This is a genomic window from Thermonema lapsum (genome assembly GCF_011761635.1).
GTDB lineage: Bacteria > Bacteroidota > Bacteroidia > Cytophagales > Thermonemataceae > Thermonema > Thermonema lapsum.
Genome location: NZ_JAASRN010000001.1, coordinates 775,610 through 794,671 on the forward strand (window position 1 = coordinate 775,610; position 19,062 = coordinate 794,671).

At 48.3% G+C, this 19,062-nt stretch carries 19 protein-coding genes; 14 read left to right on the plus strand and 5 right to left on the minus strand.

The window, feature by feature from the left end:
- The first annotated feature begins 4 nt into the window (after positions 1–4).
- The 11 genes from FHS56_RS03360 to FHS56_RS03410 are packed head-to-tail and all read left to right on the plus strand — an operon-like array spanning position 5 to position 9,731.
- Positions 5–523, plus strand: coding sequence for a hypothetical protein (locus FHS56_RS03360; RefSeq protein ID WP_166918457.1), 519 nt, complete (start codon positions 5–7; stop codon positions 521–523).
- A 4-nt stretch (positions 524–527) separates the two neighbouring features.
- Positions 528–2,345 (plus strand): penicillin-binding transpeptidase domain-containing protein, encoded by a 1,818-nt coding sequence (locus tag FHS56_RS03365; protein WP_166918458.1) that lies wholly within the window; start codon positions 528–530, stop codon positions 2,343–2,345.
- A gap of 5 nt (positions 2,346–2,350) precedes the next feature.
- Positions 2,351–3,643: a rod shape-determining protein RodA gene (gene rodA / locus FHS56_RS03370; protein WP_166918459.1), complete on the plus strand. Its 1,293-nt coding sequence runs from the start codon at positions 2,351–2,353 to the stop codon at positions 3,641–3,643.
- Positions 3,640–4,707 carry an endonuclease/exonuclease/phosphatase family protein gene (locus FHS56_RS03375; protein WP_166918460.1) on the plus strand — a complete coding sequence of 356 codons (1,068 nt, stop codon included), beginning with the start codon at positions 3,640–3,642 and terminating at the stop codon, positions 4,705–4,707. The genes rodA and FHS56_RS03375 overlap by 4 nt, the downstream gene beginning before the upstream one ends.
- Positions 4,704–5,429 carry a hypothetical protein gene (locus tag FHS56_RS03380; RefSeq protein WP_166918461.1) on the plus strand — a complete coding sequence of 242 codons (726 nt, stop codon included), beginning with the start codon at positions 4,704–4,706 and terminating at the stop codon, positions 5,427–5,429. Before FHS56_RS03375 ends, FHS56_RS03380 begins: the two co-directional genes overlap by 4 nt.
- Before the next feature lie 35 nt (positions 5,430–5,464).
- Positions 5,465–6,538 carry an aminotransferase class V-fold PLP-dependent enzyme gene (locus tag FHS56_RS03385; RefSeq protein ID WP_166918462.1) on the plus strand — a complete coding sequence of 358 codons (1,074 nt, stop codon included), beginning with the start codon at positions 5,465–5,467 and terminating at the stop codon, positions 6,536–6,538.
- A gap of 35 nt (positions 6,539–6,573) precedes the next feature.
- The gene (locus tag FHS56_RS03390) at positions 6,574–7,164 is read left to right on the plus strand and encodes a MarC family protein (protein ID WP_394352644.1); all 591 of its coding nucleotides are present in this window, start codon (positions 6,574–6,576) and stop codon (positions 7,162–7,164) included.
- Between the two features lie 30 nt (positions 7,165–7,194).
- Positions 7,195–7,680, plus strand: coding sequence for a ribonuclease HI (gene rnhA / locus FHS56_RS03395; RefSeq protein WP_166918857.1), 486 nt, complete (start codon positions 7,195–7,197; stop codon positions 7,678–7,680).
- Between the two features lie 5 nt (positions 7,681–7,685).
- On the plus strand, positions 7,686–8,750 hold the full coding sequence (locus FHS56_RS03400; protein ID WP_166918464.1) for a hemolysin family protein: 1,065 nt from the start codon (positions 7,686–7,688) through the stop codon (positions 8,748–8,750).
- A gap of 14 nt (positions 8,751–8,764) precedes the next feature.
- Entirely contained in the window at positions 8,765–9,283 is a 519-nt protein-coding gene (locus FHS56_RS03405; protein ID WP_166918465.1) for a hypothetical protein, read from the plus strand.
- Positions 9,255–9,731 (plus strand): GNAT family N-acetyltransferase, encoded by a 477-nt coding sequence (locus tag FHS56_RS03410; RefSeq protein ID WP_166918466.1) that lies wholly within the window; start codon positions 9,255–9,257, stop codon positions 9,729–9,731. The genes FHS56_RS03405 and FHS56_RS03410 overlap by 29 nt, the downstream gene beginning before the upstream one ends.
- Positions 9,732–9,940: 209 nt before the next feature.
- Here the strand turns inward: FHS56_RS03410 and kbl are convergent, their stop codons facing one another.
- Both kbl and FHS56_RS03420 read right to left on the minus strand, forming a co-directional pair.
- On the minus strand, positions 9,941–11,140 hold the full coding sequence (gene kbl / locus FHS56_RS03415) for a glycine C-acetyltransferase (RefSeq protein WP_166918467.1): 1,200 nt from the start codon (positions 11,138–11,140) through the stop codon (positions 9,941–9,943).
- A 14-nt stretch (positions 11,141–11,154) separates the two neighbouring features.
- Positions 11,155–11,367, minus strand: a complete 213-nt coding sequence (locus FHS56_RS03420) for a hypothetical protein (RefSeq protein WP_243844132.1) — start codon at positions 11,365–11,367, stop codon at positions 11,155–11,157.
- A 75-nt stretch (positions 11,368–11,442) separates the two neighbouring features.
- Between FHS56_RS03420 and FHS56_RS03425 the strand changes: the two genes are divergently transcribed.
- Together FHS56_RS03425 and FHS56_RS03430 are read left to right on the plus strand one after the other, a co-directional pair.
- The gene (locus tag FHS56_RS03425; protein ID WP_166918468.1) at positions 11,443–12,414 is read left to right on the plus strand and encodes an NAD-dependent epimerase/dehydratase family protein; all 972 of its coding nucleotides are present in this window, start codon (positions 11,443–11,445) and stop codon (positions 12,412–12,414) included.
- A gap of 136 nt (positions 12,415–12,550) precedes the next feature.
- The gene (locus FHS56_RS03430) at positions 12,551–13,162 is read left to right on the plus strand and encodes a DUF2179 domain-containing protein (RefSeq protein ID WP_166918469.1); all 612 of its coding nucleotides are present in this window, start codon (positions 12,551–12,553) and stop codon (positions 13,160–13,162) included.
- Positions 13,163–13,182: 20 nt separating this feature from the next.
- Here the strand turns inward: FHS56_RS03430 and FHS56_RS03435 are convergent, their stop codons facing one another.
- Positions 13,183–13,836, minus strand: a complete 654-nt coding sequence (locus FHS56_RS03435; protein WP_166918470.1) for an MBL fold metallo-hydrolase — start codon at positions 13,834–13,836, stop codon at positions 13,183–13,185.
- 132 nt (positions 13,837–13,968) lie between these two features.
- On the opposite strand from FHS56_RS03435, the gene FHS56_RS03440 reads away from it, so the two are divergent.
- On the plus strand, positions 13,969–15,999 hold the full coding sequence (locus FHS56_RS03440) for a thioredoxin domain-containing protein (RefSeq protein WP_166918471.1): 2,031 nt from the start codon (positions 13,969–13,971) through the stop codon (positions 15,997–15,999).
- A 48-nt stretch (positions 16,000–16,047) separates the two neighbouring features.
- On the opposite strand, the gene FHS56_RS03445 is transcribed toward FHS56_RS03440, so the two are convergent.
- Both FHS56_RS03445 and FHS56_RS03450 read right to left on the minus strand, forming a co-directional pair.
- Positions 16,048–17,175: a potassium channel family protein gene (locus tag FHS56_RS03445; RefSeq protein ID WP_243844133.1), complete on the minus strand. Its 1,128-nt coding sequence runs from the start codon at positions 17,173–17,175 to the stop codon at positions 16,048–16,050.
- A 37-nt stretch (positions 17,176–17,212) separates the two neighbouring features.
- Positions 17,213–18,892 (minus strand): ABC transporter substrate-binding protein, encoded by a 1,680-nt coding sequence (locus FHS56_RS03450; protein WP_166918472.1) that lies wholly within the window; start codon positions 18,890–18,892, stop codon positions 17,213–17,215.
- Between the last annotated feature and the right edge of the window lie 170 nt (positions 18,893–19,062).

Genomic DNA, 19,062 nt, shown 5'->3' on the forward strand with positions numbered 1-19,062 from the left:
GTTTATGAGAAGCAGAAGCATACAGGATATATTTCTATTTGTGTTTTTTTTGCTCTTTCAGTGGCTCATAGGCAGTCGCCTGTTGTTGTTCAAACAAGCCGCCTGTTTTGCCTATGCCGGCTACTGGGTACTGCTGGGGCAGCGTCGCCCCATAGATACCCTTCTCAGCGGATTTCTTATGGGAGTACTCATGGACTGGCACTATGAAACCAATGGCATCCACACGGCTGCTACTACCCTGCTGGCTTATCTTCAACCACACGCGCTCAAGCTGCTGACATCGAGCACAGGCAATGACACAGAGTCTTTCGAGCGTCTCACTCCAAACAACATCGGCATGCTTCCTTTCTTTGCGTATGCGCTTTCGCTGCTGTTTATACATCATTTGGTGTTGTTTTTTATTGAAGCCGGTGGCAGCGGGCTTTCTGTGTGGTTTATCCTACTGCGCATAGGAGCAAGTGCATTGTTCACCGCAGTAGTCGTTCATCTGTTTGGACTCATGAGCGGTTTAAAAGCAAGCTGAAAGTATGCAATTTGAGAGACGGAAATATGTATTCTTTGCTTTGTTCATACTGGTAGGCTTGTTATTTGCCGTACGGCTTTTTTACCTACAACTGATTGACGACTCCTATAAAGAAGCCGCAAACCGCAATGTGGTAGAGCGGCTGATAGAACAGCCCCACCGGGGGCTTATCTACGACCGCAATGGCAAGTTGATAGTCTATAACGAGCCAGTTTACGATTTAATGTTGATTCCTTACGACTTCCGCCAAGTAGATACGGCAGCCTTTTGCCGGCTTGTCAACTTATCGAAAGAAGAACTCATCAAGCGCATTCGGAAAATACCCAACCCACGCAAGGGCGGAGTAATCATACCTCAACTCAGCAGGCAGGAGTATGCCCGCCTGCAAGAGTTTCTATCAGACTTTCGAGGGGTGTACGTACAAGCCCGCTCGGTGCGAGTATATCCACACCAAAGCCTTGCTAATGCATTAGGCTACATTGCAGAAATCAGCCCTAAAGAGCTGGAAAAAGACACTACCGGCTACTATCAGCAAGGCGACTACGTGGGCAAAAGCGGCATAGAGGCATTCTATGAATATTATATGCGTGGCAAAAAAGGCGTGCAATATGTGGTAAAAAACAACTTCAACCAGGTGGTAGGCGCCTATAAAGGGGGGAAATTAGACCAAAAGCCACAGGCAGGCAGTGAGCTAATTGCTTCTATCGACCTTGATTTGCAAGCCTATGGTGAGCTGCTCATGAGCAACAAGACCGGTGCCATCGTGGCTATTGAGCCCTCAAGCGGTGAAATACTGGCTTTGATTTCAGCACCATCTTATGACCCTAATTTATTGAGCGGTCCCAGCTTGTCGAAGCATTTCGCCGAGCTACTACAACACCCGGGCAAGCCTCTATACAACCGCGCGATACAATCACGTTACCCGCCGGGCTCTACCTTCAAGACTGTGCAAGCCCTCATAGGGCTTCAAATCGGTGCCTTACAACTCCATGACTACCTGCCCTGCAACCAAAAATTGGTAGGATGCCACGGACACCCCTCACCTACCAACGTGCTGAGCTCGATACGCTACTCTTGCAACCCATTTTATTATTTGGCATTTCGCCGCATAATTCTTCAAGAAGGCGACGACTTTCAACACATCGTCCGGAATTACAAGCGCTGGAAGCAGTACGTCGAAAGCTTCGGATTTGGCAGACACTTGGGCATAGACATCGCCAACGAAGGCAGTGGCTACTTGCCAGACGTAGACTACTTTAACCGCATGTATGGAGAAGGACGATGGAATTTCTCCAACGTTTATTCACTGAGCATAGGACAAGGCGAAATAGGCGTAACTCCGCTTCAAATGGCAAACTTGGCAGCCATCATTGCCAACCGGGGGTATTACTATACGCCACATCTGATAAAAGAGGTGAGTGCTTTGGGAGGACCTTTGCCCATCTACCGCCAAAAGCATGTAGTTCCAATAGATACTGCCTACTTTTCACCCATCATAGAAGGCATGGAAATGGCATTTAAAGCAGGCACCGTGTCGTGGCAAGCCCAGCTGCCTGCCGAAAAGCAAGACATAGTCATTTGTGGGAAAACGGGAACCGTGCAGAACCCTCATGGCGAAGACCATGCCACCTTCATAGCTTTTGCCCCCAAGCAAAACCCCAAAATAGCCATTGCCGTGTATGTGGAAAATGCCGGCTTTGGGGGCGTATGGGCAGCTACCATCGCCAGCTTGATGATTGAAAAGTACCTGACGGGCGACGTGCTCCGAAAAGAGCTGGAAAAGACAACCATTCAAAAGAGTTTTTCACCTAAAAAATATTGACCCACGTGAGAAACCAACCCCTACGATATATCGACTGGCTGAGCGTACTGCTTTATGCGCTCTTGGTACTCATAGGCTTGTTGAGCATCTACTCGGCAGTGCATAATCCCCAAGACCCGCAACCCATTTATTCACTTTCGCATTCGGCAGGCAAACAACTGTTATGGATTGCAGGTGCCTTGCTGATTGTGAGTGTCATTTTTTTCACAGACTACCGCCTATTCGAGTCCTTAGGCTATCTGGCTTACGGCACCGGTGTGTTGCTGCTTATTCTGGTACTGATTTTCGGCGTAAAAATTGGTGGTGCGCGAGCATGGTTCGATTTTGGCGGCATGCGGCTTCAACCTGCCGAATTTGCCAAGGTTTTCACCTCGTTGGCACTGGCAAAGTACTTAAACAACAAAGAAGTGCGACTTAACCGCTGGAGCGACTTATTCATTGCTTTTAGTATCATAGGGCTGCCGGCATTCCTCATCTTGCTGCAACCCGATGCTGGCTCTACACTGGTGTTTGCTGCTTTCGTGCTCGTGATGTTTCGTGAAGGACTCTCACCCTTGTTTTTGATTGCCCCAGCTCTGTTCGGGCTTACTTTTGTGCTGGCGTTGGTCATAAAGCCCATCAGCTACTTACTATTTACTTTCTTGATGCTGGCAGCCCTTCTTATCATGTTGATGAGTTATTTGAATAAAGGCTTCTCTGCCAAACTACTGCTGCTTGTAGGCATTCCTACACTCCTTTTTATGGGCTTTGCCGCCAGTGTTGACACGATTTTTCAATCCGACAAAATACTGAAACCGCATCAGAAAGAGCGTATTTTGGTACTGATTGATGAAAACGTAGATAAAGAAGCGCGGCATGCGCGTTACAATCTACAACAATCCAAGATAGCCATTGGCTCGGGCGGTCTTAGCGGAAAAGGCTATCTGCAGGGCACGCAAACCAAATTCAATTTTGTACCCGAACAACAAACTGACTTTATCTTTTGTACCATAGGCGAAGAGTTCGGATGGCTGGGCAGCATGACACTTATCGTGCTTTTTATTGTGCTGATGTTCCGCATCGTATATATAGCCGAGCGTCAAAAGCTGCGCTTTGCCCGCGTGTATGGTTATTGTGTAGCCTCTATTTTGTTTCTGCATTTTACGCTTAACTTGTCTATGACCATGGGGCTGTTTCCTGTGGTGGGTATTCCCTTGCCCTTTGTTTCATACGGAGGCTCTTCTTTGTGGGCTTTTACCATGCTATTATTTATCTTGCTTAAATTAGATGCTCACAGAAATCAAATTTTTTGGACATGAAACAAGCATTGAAAGCATCTTGCTATACATTTTTTGTAGTTGCCGCACTTCTCTTGCCAAGTAGCGCTACTGCTCAAATACTGCCTTTTGCCAAGCAGAAAACGGCTGGCAAACAATATGTATTGGCTTTTTACAACGTGGAAAACTTATTTGATATTTACAACGACCCCACCACTCTCGACGACGACTTCACCCCCACCGGTCGCCTCCATTGGACTAAAGAACGCTACCAAACCAAACTCAAAAACCTATCGACTGTTATTTCCCGCATAGAAAACTATGCTCCCGATATACTGGGGCTCTGCGAGGTAGAAAACAAACAAGTGCTTGAAGACCTTGTCAATACCGATTACTTGCGGCTAAAAGATTATGGTATCGTTCATTACGACTCGCCCGACGAAAGAGGCATCGACGTGGCACTGCTCTACAAACGCTATGCCTTCAAGCCTCTAGTAAGCAAAGCCTATCCTGTGAACCTGCCCGATGACAAAACACGCGATGTATTGTTGGTGTCGGGCATCTTGGGCGGAAAAGATACCCTGCATGTGCTGGTGTGCCATTTTCCCTCACGCAGTGGTGACGTGGAAAAGAGCGCCCTCAAACGGATGGAAGCCGCCCGTACGGTACGTTTAATTATAGAGGCGATTCGTGCCGGTCAGCCCCATGCCAACATTGTTGTCATGGGCGACTTCAACGATGAGCCCACAGATGCCAGCATTTGGGACGGGCTGAAAGCACGCCCCCACTCTTTCGATTTGAAAGAAGATGAGCTGTACAATGCCATGGGGGTACTCGATTACCTGCAGGAAGGTAGTTATTGTTATCGTGGCTCTTGGCAGATGCTTGACCAAATTATATTGTCCGCCCCACTGCTCAATCCCAACAGTCGGCTGCACTACAAAATAGGCAGTGCCCGCATTTTCAATCCTGATTATCTGCGCGAAAAGACAGGGGAATATCAAGGCTACCCGCTGCGTACATATGCAGGCGAAAAATATCTGGGTGGTTACAGCGACCATTTCCCCGTTTATATCATCCTTGAACAACTGCCAACGTCCCAATGAAAATATATAAGTTCATACAGAAAGGAAGCGAACACCCCAATTATTGTGAAGATTTTCTATTGGACCTGCCCATAGGGCGCTCCTTCTATTTTGGCGCCGTTATCGACGGTTGCTCTTCGGGCTACGACAGCCAGTTCAGCGCCGCCCTCTATGGCAAGTTGCTTCGCAAGGTGGTACAAAATATGCCTTTCAATACCCAAGAGTACGTACAATCTGAAGATTATGTGCGCCAGATTATGCTCCAATTTGTTAAAGAATTGAAGCTCATCCAAAAGCGGCTTCAACTCAAAACCAACGAGCTACTGGCAACTTTTGTCTTGATGTTTTACAGCGAAGAGCTGCAAGAAGTTTTTTTGCTGGTGTCGGGCAACGGCGTGCTGTGCATCGATGGTGAAATCACCGAAATAGAAGCCCACTCCGAAATGGACTATTTGGCTTACCACCTTCCCCGTTTCTCTTTCGACAAATGGTATAAACACCACACCTATTGCTTCAAAATAGAGAAACCTCAAGACATCACCATTTCCAGCAATGGCATAGAAACCGTCGCATCGCCGCACCTGAGCGTTGAAAGCGAGACTTTCGACATCGTCCATTATCTGTTCATAGACAACACCTACGATTATATGCCCACGATGCTCCAGCGCAAGTTTGCACAGCTGGCAAGTGAATACAACTGCCTTCCTACCGACGATATTGCTATCATTCGTGCAAAATTTTAGTTTCGCTCTACAAAAATGCTTTAGCTCACAACTCTATGAACCCTCCTATTACATTCAACCCGGGACCTGCCCAAGTGTACAGCCTGCTGCAAGAGGCATTGCAAGAGGCTTATGCAAAGGGTATTTTGAGTCTGCCCCACCGCAGCAAAGCTTTCGAAGAAATGGTAGCACGCTGCCGCCTGCTCATACAGCAAAAGCTCGACCTGCCGGCAAACTACGCTTTGCTCTTCCTTTCTTCAGCTACAGAATCATGGGAGGTGATTGCGCAATCGCTCATCCGTGAGCGCAGCACCCACCTGTATAGTGGTGCCTTTGGCGAGCGTTGTTTTGCCTATACCCAGCACCTGCACCCGGCAGCCACAGGCTTGGCTTTTGAGCTGAACGATGACCCTTGCCACCTACTTGAGCAAATACCCAGCGACAGCGAGTTGATAGCCATCACCCACAATGAAACATCAAACGCCACTACCCTGCCTGCCCTCTTTCTGTCGCAGCTACACGAGCAATTCCCCGATGCGCTCTTGTCGGTCGATGCTACCTCTTCTATGGGCGGCGTAGTGCTCCCTTGGACACAGGCAGACATATGGTATGCTTCCGTGCAGAAGTGTTTCGGCTTACCCGCCGGCTTAGGCATTATGTGTTTGTCGCCAAGGGCAGTAGCACGTGTACATGAAATTGGCGAAAGCGGGCGTTACAACAGCCTTTCCTACATGCTCGAAAAAATGGAAAAAAACCAAACCACCTATACCCCCAACGTGCTGAACATATACCTGCTGATGCGTGTGCTCGAACACATTCCCCACATAATTGAAATAGATTTGAAGCTGCGGCAGCGCGCCAAGACGTGGTATCACTTCTTTGAAGAACATTCTTTGTGGCAGCCACTGGTAGCCAACGCCTCCAACCGCTCGGTAACGGTCATAGGCGTGCAAGGGGAGCCCACACAGGTGCAAGCCTTCAAGCAGCATGCACTGAAAAGGAGCATATACATAGGCAATGGCTATGGTCAATGGAAAAACCACAGCTTCCGTATTGCCAATTTCCCGGCAATCCCCGATACTCATTTTCAACAACTGTTAGATGTTTTTTCTACCTTTCAAAGCGTTTAAACATACCTTACAATATCACCTTTAACTTTAAAACAATGGCTATGGAACACCTTTATTGGAAAGATGTACTTACCGTCTCGCTGGTTTTATTTTCAGTGATTGACATTTTGGGCTCCATCCCTATCATCATAGACCTGCGCAAGAAAGCAGGTGAACTGGATGCTGCCAAAGCCACCCTTGTGGCAGGCTTTATTATGGTCGTTTTCTTGTATTATGGCGACCTCCTACTCCACTTTTTAGGTGTGGACATTCAGTCATTCTCTATTGCTGGTTCTATTATTATCTTCCTGATTGGCATGGAGATGGTACTGGGCGCTCATTTCTTCAAAGACACCGGCGATGCCAAAACCTCGGCAATTGTGCCTTTGGCGTTTCCGCTGATTGCCGGCGCCGGCACCATGACTACGCTCATCTCTCTGCGTGCCGAATATGAGCGCCCCGTGATTCTCATCGGCATTGTCATTAACCTATTACTGGTGTATGTGGTTTTAAAAGCCTCGGCATGGTTGGAAACGCGCTTGGGCGTTGCCGGCACCAACATTCTTCGAAAAGTATTCGGTATATTGCTGTTGGCTATCGCTATCAAGATATTCAAAAACAACATACACTATTTCATGCCTGCCTAAAGCGCTGCTTACAGCATGTCTTCGCAAGAAATCATAGAAGTTTATACAGACGGCGCATCGCTGGGCAACCCGGGTCCCGGAGGTTATGGCGTCATCATGCGCTACAAACAACATGAAAAAGAATTCTCCAAAGGCTTCCGACTTACTACCAACAACCGCATGGAACTGCTGGCTGTAATTGAAGCACTCAAACAAATCAAAGGCAGTGGCTGGCAGGTGGTTGTCTATTCCGACTCGCAGTATGTGGTAAATGCCATAGAAAAAGGATGGCTAAAGAAATGGCAACAGCGCGGTTTTAAAAACACCGCCAACGCCGATTTGTGGAAGCAGCTCTTGCCACTTCTACAAAAACACCGAGTGCGTTTTGTGTGGGTCAAGGGGCATGCAGGGCATGCCGAAAATGAGCGTTGCGACTGCTTGGCTGTGCAGGCTGCCCAGCACGGTGCTTTGCATATAGACCATGCCTATGAAGCCACCATTCATGAGCACAATGCTAAAAAACCAAGTAAAGAATAATATCCATGGAAGTGTTAATCTCTTATGTTTTACTTACACTACTCACCTCATTCCTTTGTTCCTTAATGGAGGCTTCCCTGCTAAGCATACCGGAGTCGTTCGTAGAAATGAAGCTACAAGAAGGCAAAGCATTTGCCCGCCACCTAAAAGCCATGAAAACCGACATTGACCGCCCGCTGGCAGCTATCCTTTCGCTCAACACCATCGCCAACACCATTGGTGCTTCCGGCGTAGGCGTGCAAGCCAGTGTGCTCTTTCCCGAAACCTCACCGCTGATTTTTTCGGGCGGACTCACCATTGCCATCTTGGTGTTTTCAGAAATCATACCCAAAACCATTGGTGCCAGCTATGCCCAAAGCCTTGCCAGTTTTACTGTGGCTACCCTCCGGGGCATCACCTTTATTATGTCGCCTTTGGTGTGGATGACGGGTTTCATCACCCGCCTACTCAAACGCAATAAACAACAAAGCGTTTTTAGCCGGGCTGAATTTTTTGCCATGACCGAAGTAGGTGCCAAAGAAGGCATCTTCCGCAAAGAGGAGTTCCAAATCATCAAGAACCTGCTGCAGCTCAACAGCATCAGGGTGTCGGACATCATGACGCCGCGCACCGTGATGCTGGCAGCCGACGAAAACACCCTCATCCGGGATTTTTACGTAAAACATCCTAAGTTGCGTTTCTCCCGCATCCCCATTTTTCGTGAAAACATCGACAACATCACTGGCTATGTGTTGAAAAGCGAAATTCTTGAGCATATCATCAACCAAAAGGAAAACGAGCCGCTGGTTTCATTGAAAAGAGATATCATTTTCATTCATGATACGCTAACCTTACCCGAGATATTCAACAAATTCATGCAAGAACGCGAGCATATTGCCATCGTAGTGGACGAGTACGGTGGCGTAGCCGGTCTTGTCACCATGGAGGATTGTGTAGAAACCCTCTTGGGTACCGAAATCATGGACGAGCTGGATAATATAGAAGACCTCCAGCAATGGGCACGTAAAAGTTGGGAGCAACGTGCTGCCCGCTTCGGTATTCAGAATGCCCCACCACCTGACGAAAACTGAAAAAACGACCTATCATGAGCCACTCAAACCAATTCGACAAAAAAGCACTACGCAAAAAATTGGAGCAAGCCATCACCGCAGTGCTTGCCGGAGAAAATGAACACCTCACCGAGCACATGAAAAAAGAAATAAAAGCTGCCGCCAAGCAGCTTGCCAAGCAATACGCCAAAGAGCAGAAACAGCTGCTGACGTTGCAAGAAGAAGCCATCCAAGAAGCCAAAGAAAAGCTATATGAGCAGACACGGCAAAAAGTGAAAGAAGACGCCGACGCACAGGAAATCAATGTGGAGATAACATTCGATTTGGAAGAGCTCATTGCCAAGAAACTGCCGCATCTGAAAGACCTTATTGAAGAAGCTTTTCAAAGCAAGCGCCCGCGCAATGCCCAGCTCTTCGAAGAATTGCGCCAAGCACAAGAAGAGCTGCAAAACATCTTACAGGAAGTACTTACAGGAATTTTTCAAACAGCTAAAAATCAAAAATCGGATGAAGCAAAATCACCCGATGAAACGAGGAATGAACCCGGAGCTTAAATGCCGTATTCAAACCGCCTTGCCTGAGCACTTAGACCTTTTGATTGCCTTTCAGCAAGCAATGGCAAAGGAAAGCGAAGGCATGGAGCTCTCACAAAAAACACTCTATGAAGGCATCAAAGCCGTTTTGGAAAACCCTACCAAAGGCAAATACTACATAGCCCTGCATGGCAATGAGGTTGCCGGCTGCATGATGCACACCTATGAATGGAGCGATTGGCGCAATGCCTATGTCATCTGGATTCAATCGGTGTATGTAAAGCCCGAATACCGCCGACGCGGGGTGTTTCGACAGTTCTATGCCTTCACTCAAAAGCAAGTGCAAGAAAACAAGCAGTTTTGCGGTATCCGCTTGTATGTAGAACAAAACAACGAAGCAGCCATTGCCACCTATCGTGCTTTGGGAATGGACGACGGGCACTACCGCCTTTTCGAATGGATGCCCTGAAGCCCTCTATCAAAAGACTGTGAGCCCATTCCAACTATATTGGATGCACATAAGCTGTGGTTTCGAACGGAGCGTAAGCGCGGTAAAAAACCTGAATCTCATCAAAGCAAGGCACAAGAAACAAAAGAAATTTGTTCACCTACACCCGAAACGACAAAAACAGACGGAAGAGCCGGCAAGCCCTTCTGTCTGTTTTGTTTAAACAGGATTTAAACAGAAGCCTTCAATACGCCCAGCTCCTGCCCTACTTCCACAAAAGCATGAATGGCTTTGTCGAGGTGTTCTTGTTCATGAGCAGCCGACAGCTGCACACGAATGCGCGCCTGCCCTTGCGGTACTACCGGATAGAAGAAGCCTATCACATAGATGCCCTTATCCAAAAGGCGGTTGGCAAACTTCTGCGCCAACACAGCATCATAAAGCATGATGGGCACGATGGGGTGCTCGCCCGGCTTGATGTCGAAGCCGGCTTCGGTCATCTTTTTACGGAAATACTTGGTATTGTACTCGAGCTTGTCGCGCAACTCGGTGGTCTCACTCAGCAGGTCAAAGACCGCAATAGAAGCCCCCACGATAGCCGGTGCCAAAGCGTTGGAGAAAAGATAAGGACGTGAGCGCTGACGCAGCATCTCGATGATTTCTTTGCGTCCGGAGGTAAAGCCGCCAGAAGCACCGCCCAATGCTTTCCCCAAAGTGCCGGTGATGATGTCGATGCGCCCCATCACATTGCGGTACTCGTGCGTGCCGCGTCCGGTCTTGCCCATGAAGCCGGTGGCATGGCACTCATCTATCATCACCAGCGCATCGTATTTTTCTGCCAGTTCACAAATTTTATCCAATTGGGCGATGGTACCGTCCATAGAGAACACCCCGTCGGTAACGATGATACGGAAACGGGCGCTTTGGGCTTCCCGCAGCTTGGCTTCCAAGTCTGCCATGTCGTTGTGTTTATAGCGGAAGCGCTGTGCCTTGCACAAACGTATGCCATCGATGATGGAAGCGTGGTTCAATTCATCGGAAATGATGGCATCTTCGGGACCAAAGAGCGGCTCGAACACCCCACCATTGGCATCGAAAGCGGCAGCGTAAAGGATGGTGTCTTCGGTACCTAAAAAAGCCGATATCTTCTCTTCCAGCTCTTTGTGAATGTCTTGGGTGCCACAGATAAAACGCACCGATGACATGCCAAAGCCATGAGTGTCGATAGCCCGCTTGGCGGCTTCTATTACCTTCGGATGCGACGAAAGCCCCAAATAGTTGTTGGCACAGAAGTTCAACACTTTGCGCCCATCTTTAAGGGTAATTTCGGCACCTTGAGGCGAACTGATGATGCGCTCTTCTTTAAAGAGACCTGCTTCACGAATCGATTGCAGTTCTTTTTGCAGGTGTTCTTGTATTTTTCCGTACATGTTTTATCGTAGGTTTATGTTGAAGATACAGAGGCAGAAAGCGGAAAGCGACGACGCAGACGGTTGAACAAAAATTTCTTTTGGGCGTCAAAGCTCTGCGGACTCATCTCCTGCCACAGCGCTTGCCACTCATTCCAGAGCTCCGGCATGTGCTTGCTCAAAGCGACCACGTCTATTTTTTTCTTTTGCAAAAACTCTTCTAAACTCAGCGGCTGCGTCTGTGCCATGAAATTATTCAATTTTTACTTTAAATGCTAACTTTGCACAAACTTAAAGAAATTGTTCAAGACAACCTATCTTCTATGACACAAGACAATATATTGGTGATTGGCGCAGCCGGGCAATTGGGTACCGAACTGGTAGCCAGCTTGCAAAATATCTACGGCGAAGCACACGTGCTGGCTTCCGACGTGCGCAACCCCGATGAAAGACGTAAGCAGCTGTTCCCTCGCTTCGAAAAACTAGATGTACTCAACCCCAAAGCCCTTGCCGAAGTGATTCAAAAACACAAAATCACACAGATTTATCATTTGGCAGCCATGTTGTCGGCTACGGGTGAAAAACACCCCAAGCACGCTTGGCAGCTAAATATGCAAGGGCTGCTCCATGTGCTGGATGCCGCCATAGAGTTCAAGATTGCTAAAGTATATTGGCCCAGCTCTATTGCAGTCTTTGGTCCTACCACTCCGCGCCAAAACACCCCCCAACACTGCTCTATGGAACCCACCACAGTTTATGGCATCAGTAAGCAAGCAGGCGAAAACTGGTGCCAATATTATTTCAACCGTTGGGGTGTGGACGTGCGCAGCCTGCGCTACCCGGGACTTATCGGCTATAAATCGATGCCCGGCGGTGGCACCACCGACTACGCCGTAGAGATTTATCACAAAGCGCTTTTCCAAAAGCATTTTGTTTGTTTCTTGAAAGAAGACACCTATCTCCCCATGATGTACATGGAAGATGCCGTGCGCGCCACCCTGGAGCTAATGCATGCCGATGCCAACAAAATCAAGGTGCGCACCAGCTATAACCTGCATGGAATGAGCTTCTGCCCGCGCGAAATAGCCGCTTCCATTCAAAAACACATCCCGGATTTCACCATAGAATACCAACCCGACTTCCGGCAGGCAATCGCCGACTCTTGGCCTCAAAGCATCGACGACAGCGCTGCACGCCAAGACTGGGGCTGGCAGCCGGCTTATGACCTAGACCGCATGACCGAAGTGATGCTTAGCAACATCAAAGCAGGCATGGAAAAAGGCGAGATTGTTTGACTGGCAAGCCGCCCGCCGCTGGATGTAACCCAGAAAGAGCTGTCGTGCCCGAACATGGCAACTTTTAGCCATTAAAAAAATTGTTATCACCCCATCAAAAGCCCTTTCTTTGCAGCATCAAAACGAGCAGACCGCTATGGAATCTTTCTTTATCGAACACTTCGGTATTAGCTCCGAACAGTTTCGTTGGTTTGTATTGCCCGCCATGATTTTCTTAGCAAGGGTAAGCGACGTATCCATTGCCACTGTGCGCATTATGTTTGTCATGAACGGCAAGCGCAAAATAGCTACTTTTTTGGGCTTCTTCGAATCGCTGATATGGCTGTTGGCTATCGGGCAAATATTTCAATACATAAACAACCCCATTTCTTATGTGGCTTACGCCGGCGGCTATGCTACGGGCACTTTCGTGGGCATGCTCATCGAAGGTAAGTTGGCGGTGGGCATGCTCATTGTACGTGCCATTTTACCAGAATTGAACCCTTCGCTGCTGACTGCTCTCAGCAACGAAGGTTTCGGCTATACCTTAGTGGATGCTCGCGGCAGCCGTGGCAATGTAAAAATTCTTTTCTCGGTAGTAGAGCGCAAGCGCCTGCCCCGCTTCATCGAGCGCCTGCGTCATTACCACCCCAAGGCGTTCTATACCGTAGAGCAGGTACGTGCCGCACAAGAGGGTATTTTCCCGACGGCAGCCACTACCGGCAGCCCAGTGGTGAATATTCTGCGTGGACTGACCAAACGCAAATGATGAAGGGCACCCCTGCCAACCTAACTATACATCCCATTCAAAAACGGATTGTGCTGCTTTTCAAAACCTATGGTAGTGGGCTCGCCATGCCCAGTATATATCAGGGTGTCGTCGGGAAGCACAAACAACTTTTCACGGATAGAACGCAAAAGCGTGAGATGGTCGCCACCGGGCAGGTCGGTGCGCCCTATGCTCATTCGGAAAAGTACATCGCCATTGATGCAATAGCCCTCGGCGGCATTGTAGAAAACCACATGACCGGGCGAGTGCCCCGGTGTAAAAAGTACTTCAAAAACGGCATTGCCCACCACCAACTGCATGCCTTCTTTCAAAGGGTGGTCTATACTGCCCGGGTCAAAAGGCGGGATGCCAAAGTAAGTGCACACCATCGCCATATTGTCTAAGTTGAACTGCTCTTGAGCATGTGCCCACAAGCCCACTTCGAAGGTGTCGGTTGCCCAGCGATTGCCAAATACGTGGTCCAGATGGCAGTGCGTATTCCAGACTGCCTTTACTTGCAGTCGCTGTTCTTGTATGTATTGCATCAGACTTTGGCGCTCGGCAGCTTCCCAACAACCCGGGTCTATGATGACTGCCTCACGGCTCTGCTTGTCATACACCACATACGTGTTCTCTGAAAAAGGATTGAACGTAAACAACTCAACATGTGTCATGGTGTCGGCTTTTATTAGACCTTGTGCAAAACTACATATTTCAAGGCGTTCGCAAACAGCCGTCCCCAGCTTTCTCTTTTGGCGCACTATTTAACTTGTCCAAGTGTTTTCTCAAAAAACGTTTTTTACCTCATGAGTTCACAAAGCAAGCGAACCCCCAATGCGCTGATACACGAAACCAGCCCCTATTTGCGCCAACACGCCTACAATCCCGTGCAATGGATGCCTTGGGGCAAAGAAAGCCTCGAACTGGCAGAGAAACTGCAAAAACCCATCCTGTTGAGCATCGGCTATTCTACCTGCCATTGGTGCCATGTGATGGAGCGCGAGTGCTTCGAAAACCAAGAGATAGCCGACCTCATGAATGCCCACTTTATCAATATCAAAGTGGACAGAGAAGAACGCCCCGACCTCGACGCCATCTATATGGATGCCGTACAGGCGATGGGCTTGCCCGGCGGCTGGCCACTCAATGTATTTCTACTCCCCGACCGCCGCCCCTTTTATGGTGGCACCTATTTTCCACCCCAAACATGGAAGCAACTGCTGCTCAATGTAGTAAAAGCCTTCAAAACCGAGCGCCAAGCCTTAGAAGAAGCCGCTGCCAAGCTGAGCCATGCTCTGCAGCAAAGTCTCTCGCAGCGTTTCGGGTTGCGAAAAGACAAACAGCTGCCCACCGAAGCAGCCATGCAGGCAAGCCTGCACCGTCTCGAAGCAGCCTTCGACACCCTGCATGGTGGTTTTTCGGGCGCTCCCAAATTCCCCACTCCTTGTGTGTATGAGTTCATGCTTTATGCGGGTGTTGCCCTCAAGCAAACATCGCTGCTGCAACACACCGAGCGCAGCCTGCAAGCCATGTACATGGGTGGGCTCTACGACCACGTGGGCGGTGGCTTTGCCCGCTACTCGGTGGACAGCCGTTGGCATGTGCCTCATTTCGAAAAGATGCTCTACGACAATGCCCAACTCATAGGGCTTTACGCTCAAAGCTATCGCTTGCAGCCCGAAGCATATAAGGCAGCAGTGGTTTTCGGCACCTTCGATTTTCTGAACCGCGAGCTACTAAGCCCCGAAGGTGTCTATTATGCCGCGCTGGATGCCGACTCCGAAGGCGAAGAGGGCAAATATTATGTGTGGCGTTATGAGGAAGTGCTGGATGTTCTAAAAGACGATTTCGACGCCTTCACAGAAGTATTCGACCTGCAGCCCAGCGGCAACTGGGAAGAAGGCAAAAATGTGCTGCGTATGCACCGCCTGCCTGCCGATGAAAAAGAATTTCGCCACCTGCACAGCATGCTCCAGCGCCTGTTGCACGTGCGCGCCCTACGCACCCCACCCGCTCGCGACACCAAAATATTGACTGCATGGAATGCCCTGCTCATCAAAGGACTATGCGAAGCATACAATGCCTTTGGACAGGAAGAGTTCAAAAATACTGCTTTGCGAGTAGCAAAATTCATAGATGAAAAGCTGAATACGCAAGGCATGCTCTATCACAGCTACCAAGAAGGACAAGCCAAAGGGCATGGTTTGGCAGAAGACTACGCCCATGTGATTGCTGCCTACATAGCGCTTTACCAAGTTACTTTCGATGAGCGGTTCCTGTCAAAAGCACAAATATTACTCGAACAAGCCCAATCTCTTTTCTTGGATGAAGAAGGGCTTTATCGCATGGCACCCCTCCACAGCAAGGACCTCATTGCCAATAAAAGCAACCTCTTCGACAGCGTCATTCCCTCCGAAAATGCAGTAATGGCACACAATCTGTTTTACTTGGGCATCCTACTCGAAAAGGAAGCATGGCAACAGCAGGCACAACGCCTGCTGGCTACTGTCAGCCCTATGCTTCAAACAGAGGTGCGCTATTTGGCACATTGGGCACACCTGTGGCTACACTATGTGCGCCCCACCGCCGAAGTGGCAATTGTAGGCAATCAAGCCCTTGAAATGCGCAAGCAGCTGAGTGTCTATTACCTACCCCACGCTCTTTGGATGGGTAGCTGCGAAAATGACGGTAAAAACAGCATGCTGCCCAACTTGAAAGAACGGAAAGCCATAAACGGATTAACTACCTGTTATGTGTGCGTGGACAAAAGCTGCTTGCTGCCTGTACACGAGGTGTCAGCGGCGCATGAGCAACTCTTAAGCTTACTGAAATCTTAATAAAAACGCCCTGCGAGAGGTCAGTGGGGCGCCTCGCAGGGTATCTTTTCAAAAAGTAAAGTGCTTCTCCTGCATGTAGAGTTCTTCAAATTTCTTTAAATGCTCGGGCAATCCCAAAATAATCAACACATCTTCTTTGCGGATAGGGCGGTGTGGGTCAACATTGAAAACAAACTGCCCACCTTCACGCAATGCCAACACCACTGCCCCCCCTGTGGCACTTCGTATATTCAATTCTGCCAACGACTTGCCTATTACATCAGAATGCAGCCAATAGCCGCGCACTTCTTCCAAATCAAGGCGAGTATCGCCAACGCCCGAAAGCAAATCAAGGAATTCTATTACATAAGGTTTGGTGACCGTTTGAGCCATATGGATACCTCCGATGTGGTCGGGCATCACCACCCGATTGGCACCGGCACGGTACAGTTTGCGCTCAGAGGATTCTTCCGATGCCCTCGCTACAATGAAAATACGGGGGTTCAACTCTCGGGCAGTCAAAGTGATGAATACATTTTCGGCATCTTTGGGCAAGGTGATGACAATGGCGGCAGCATGCTCTATGCGTGCTTCTTTGAGTGTTTCGTCGAGGGTAGCATCGCCCAAGATATACCCAAAACGTACATCTTTGCCAAATACAGGGCGACTTATCTTAGGGTCGTGTTCTATGATGACGAAATCGCGCTTTGCCTTAAGCAGTTCTTCACATACCTTAACACCGTTGCGTCCATAGCCGCATACTATCACATGATTGTTCATTTTGCGTACGTTTCTGCTGACACCTAAGCTATAAAATAGTTTTTGGATTTCTCCTTCAAAGAAGAAGGAAGTGAGCGTAGATATCCCAAAACCGGCAACCAATAAGTTGAATACAATGAAAAGAGAAGTAAACAGGCGCCCTTCTTCCGACAAAGGGCGTACTTCTGTATAACCTACGGTAGAAAAAGTAATGACAGTCATATAGAAGGCTTCCGAAAGCGTATAGCCCTCTATCAGCTGGTAGGCAAGTGTACCCACCACAAAACTCATCAAGATGAGGAAAAAAGCAATCAACAAACGTTTAATCCCTACCTGAAGCATCATATCAAGCGCAATCAAAGCCAAAACGCATCGAATATAAACAAAGCGCCGAGCCTTTACAAAGCCGGCGCTTTGCAGCTGCCACGACAGAAGCAAGCACTATAACCTCGCTATTTCCATGACCACCTTAATTTTAGTTGGGGTTCATGAAATCTACCTCTTCCAAACTCAAAATATTCATAGGATTGATGCGCAAACCGGTCACATTTTTTTGCGACATACGCAACACGTCATCGTAATACAGGATGATTACTGGGCACTCTTCCAGGATGAGTTTTTCCATCTGGTGATAAATAGAATAGCGCTTAAAGTGGTCCTCTGCGTTTTCTTTCACATACATGGCAGCCACATACAGACTGTCATAGGTGCGGTTGATAAAGTGGGTTTTGTTGGGTCCTGCGGGCGACAAATACTTGCTGTAAAACATAGCCAGATAGTTCTCGGCATCAGGATAGTCTGCTAACCACGAGCCACGGAATAGGTTCACCTTACCATTGTCCACACGCTGCTGATGTGTAGAGAATTGTGCGGTTTCTATTTCCACTTTCACGCCTATATTCTCCCATTGTTTTTGTATGAACTCCGCAATATTGAGGTCAGTAGAATAGGTCGCAAGCTTCAGTTGGTATTTTTCTAAGCCTTCGCCGTTCGGGTAACCGGCAGCTTTGAGCAACTCACGTGCCTTTTCTGGGTTGTAATGATAACCTTTCACCACCGAAGAATCGAACGAAGGCATGCCTATGGGTACAATACCTGCAGTGCCCGGCTTGCCCAAACCATTGCGCAGCGAATAAATCAATTCGTTACGGTCTATAGCATAAGCCAGCGCCTGCCGGAACTCTTTTTTGAGGAAAGGATGCTTTTCCGGCTCCACATAGTTTTCGGGGTTCATCTGAAAACCTATGTATTCGGTATTGAGATAATCGGCTTTTTCAACATTAAACTTCGCTGCAAATTCAGGTTTTACGTTGCCCTGTGCGTCTAAAATGTCTTTGGCATTTTCCGGTAAACCGGTGATGAAGTCTAAGTTGCCAGCTTGAAACTCGCGAAATGCTTGGTTGGGGTCTTCAATAAAACGCACCTGCACAGCATCTAAATAGGGTATATCCTTACCCAACTCTTTGGCTTTCCAGTAATTGGGGTTTTTCTCCAGCACCAGGCTTTCGCCTTCTTTCCATTCTCTGAACTTAAACGGACCAGTACCCACGGGGTGGCTGCGGAAGTCGTCTTTGTAGTATTCTACTGCCTCTTGGGGCACCACATAAGTATAGGGCACTGTCAGCAGGTCTAAGAATGGCGGGAAAGGCTCTTTTAAGCGAATTTGCAGGGTGTAGTCGTCCAAAGCAATGAATGCCGAGTCGGATAAGGTGCCGTCGGGGTTGGTCAACACTTTGCCTTCGAACACCCAGCGTCCGGTGCTGGCGGTTGCTGGCGACATGATTCGCTTGAACGAATAGACAAAGTCCGAGGCTTTCAGCTCCCGCCCTTTTCCCTCGGGGAAACAAGGGTCGTCATGAAAATAAACTCCTTTCTTGATGATGAAGGTGTAGGTTTTACCATCTTCTGAGATGCTCCATGTGTTTGCCAGTGCTGGCATGGGGTGCAGGCTTTCGTCCATCTCGAACAAGCCGTTGTAAATCTGGGTGGTTGCCCATACCGTTGCCCGGTTGTTAGCAAATGCCGGGTCAAGCGACTTCAATCCCCCCGTTTGATTGTAACGGAAGACTTTCTTTGGGGCGCCTTTTTCAGACTGCCCACCACAGGCAGCCAAGAAAGCAGCCAAAACAATAAACGATAAGATTTTGCGTACCATATGAGAGATTTTTAAAAAGTTTAATTGTATCCTTGATTTCAACAAAGGCGTATATTTAATGCTAAATCTGCATATTTTATTCGTAAAAAACAACTCACTGTAACGAAAATACCGTTTTGCTTTTAAATGCAAGAATTTATCTGTACTTTTCGCTTATTAAAACCGGAATC

Bases quoted from the DNA above. Each gene is read 5' to 3' on its own strand.
- FHS56_RS03360 (WP_166918457.1), top strand. From the start codon at position 5: ATGAGAAGCAGAAGCATACAGGATATATTTCTATTTGTGTTTTTTTTG.
- FHS56_RS03365 (WP_166918458.1), top strand. From the start codon at position 528: ATGCAATTTGAGAGACGGAAATATGTATTCTTTGCTTTGTTCATACTG.
- FHS56_RS03375 (WP_166918460.1), top strand. From the start codon at position 3,640: ATGAAACAAGCATTGAAAGCATCTTGCTATACATTTTTTGTAGTTGCC.
- FHS56_RS03380 (WP_166918461.1), top strand. From the start codon at position 4,704: ATGAAAATATATAAGTTCATACAGAAAGGAAGCGAACACCCCAATTAT.
- FHS56_RS03385 (WP_166918462.1), top strand. From the start codon at position 5,465: ATGAACCCTCCTATTACATTCAACCCGGGACCTGCCCAAGTGTACAGC.
- FHS56_RS03390 (WP_394352644.1), top strand. From the start codon at position 6,574: ATGGCTATGGAACACCTTTATTGGAAAGATGTACTTACCGTCTCGCTG.
- FHS56_RS03400 (WP_166918464.1), top strand. From the start codon at position 7,686: ATGGAAGTGTTAATCTCTTATGTTTTACTTACACTACTCACCTCATTC.
- FHS56_RS03405 (WP_166918465.1), top strand. From the start codon at position 8,765: ATGAGCCACTCAAACCAATTCGACAAAAAAGCACTACGCAAAAAATTG.
- FHS56_RS03410 (WP_166918466.1), top strand. From the start codon at position 9,255: ATGAAACGAGGAATGAACCCGGAGCTTAAATGCCGTATTCAAACCGCC.
- kbl (WP_166918467.1), bottom strand. From the start codon at position 11,140: ATGTACGGAAAAATACAAGAACACCTGCAAAAAGAACTGCAATCGATT.
- FHS56_RS03420 (WP_243844132.1), bottom strand. From the start codon at position 11,367: ATGGCACAGACGCAGCCGCTGAGTTTAGAAGAGTTTTTGCAAAAGAAA.
- FHS56_RS03425 (WP_166918468.1), top strand. From the start codon at position 11,443: ATGACACAAGACAATATATTGGTGATTGGCGCAGCCGGGCAATTGGGT.
- FHS56_RS03430 (WP_166918469.1), top strand. From the start codon at position 12,551: ATGGAATCTTTCTTTATCGAACACTTCGGTATTAGCTCCGAACAGTTT.
- FHS56_RS03435 (WP_166918470.1), bottom strand. From the start codon at position 13,836: ATGACACATGTTGAGTTGTTTACGTTCAATCCTTTTTCAGAGAACACG.
- FHS56_RS03440 (WP_166918471.1), top strand. From the start codon at position 13,969: ATGAGTTCACAAAGCAAGCGAACCCCCAATGCGCTGATACACGAAACC.
- FHS56_RS03450 (WP_166918472.1), bottom strand. From the start codon at position 18,892: ATGGTACGCAAAATCTTATCGTTTATTGTTTTGGCTGCTTTCTTGGCT.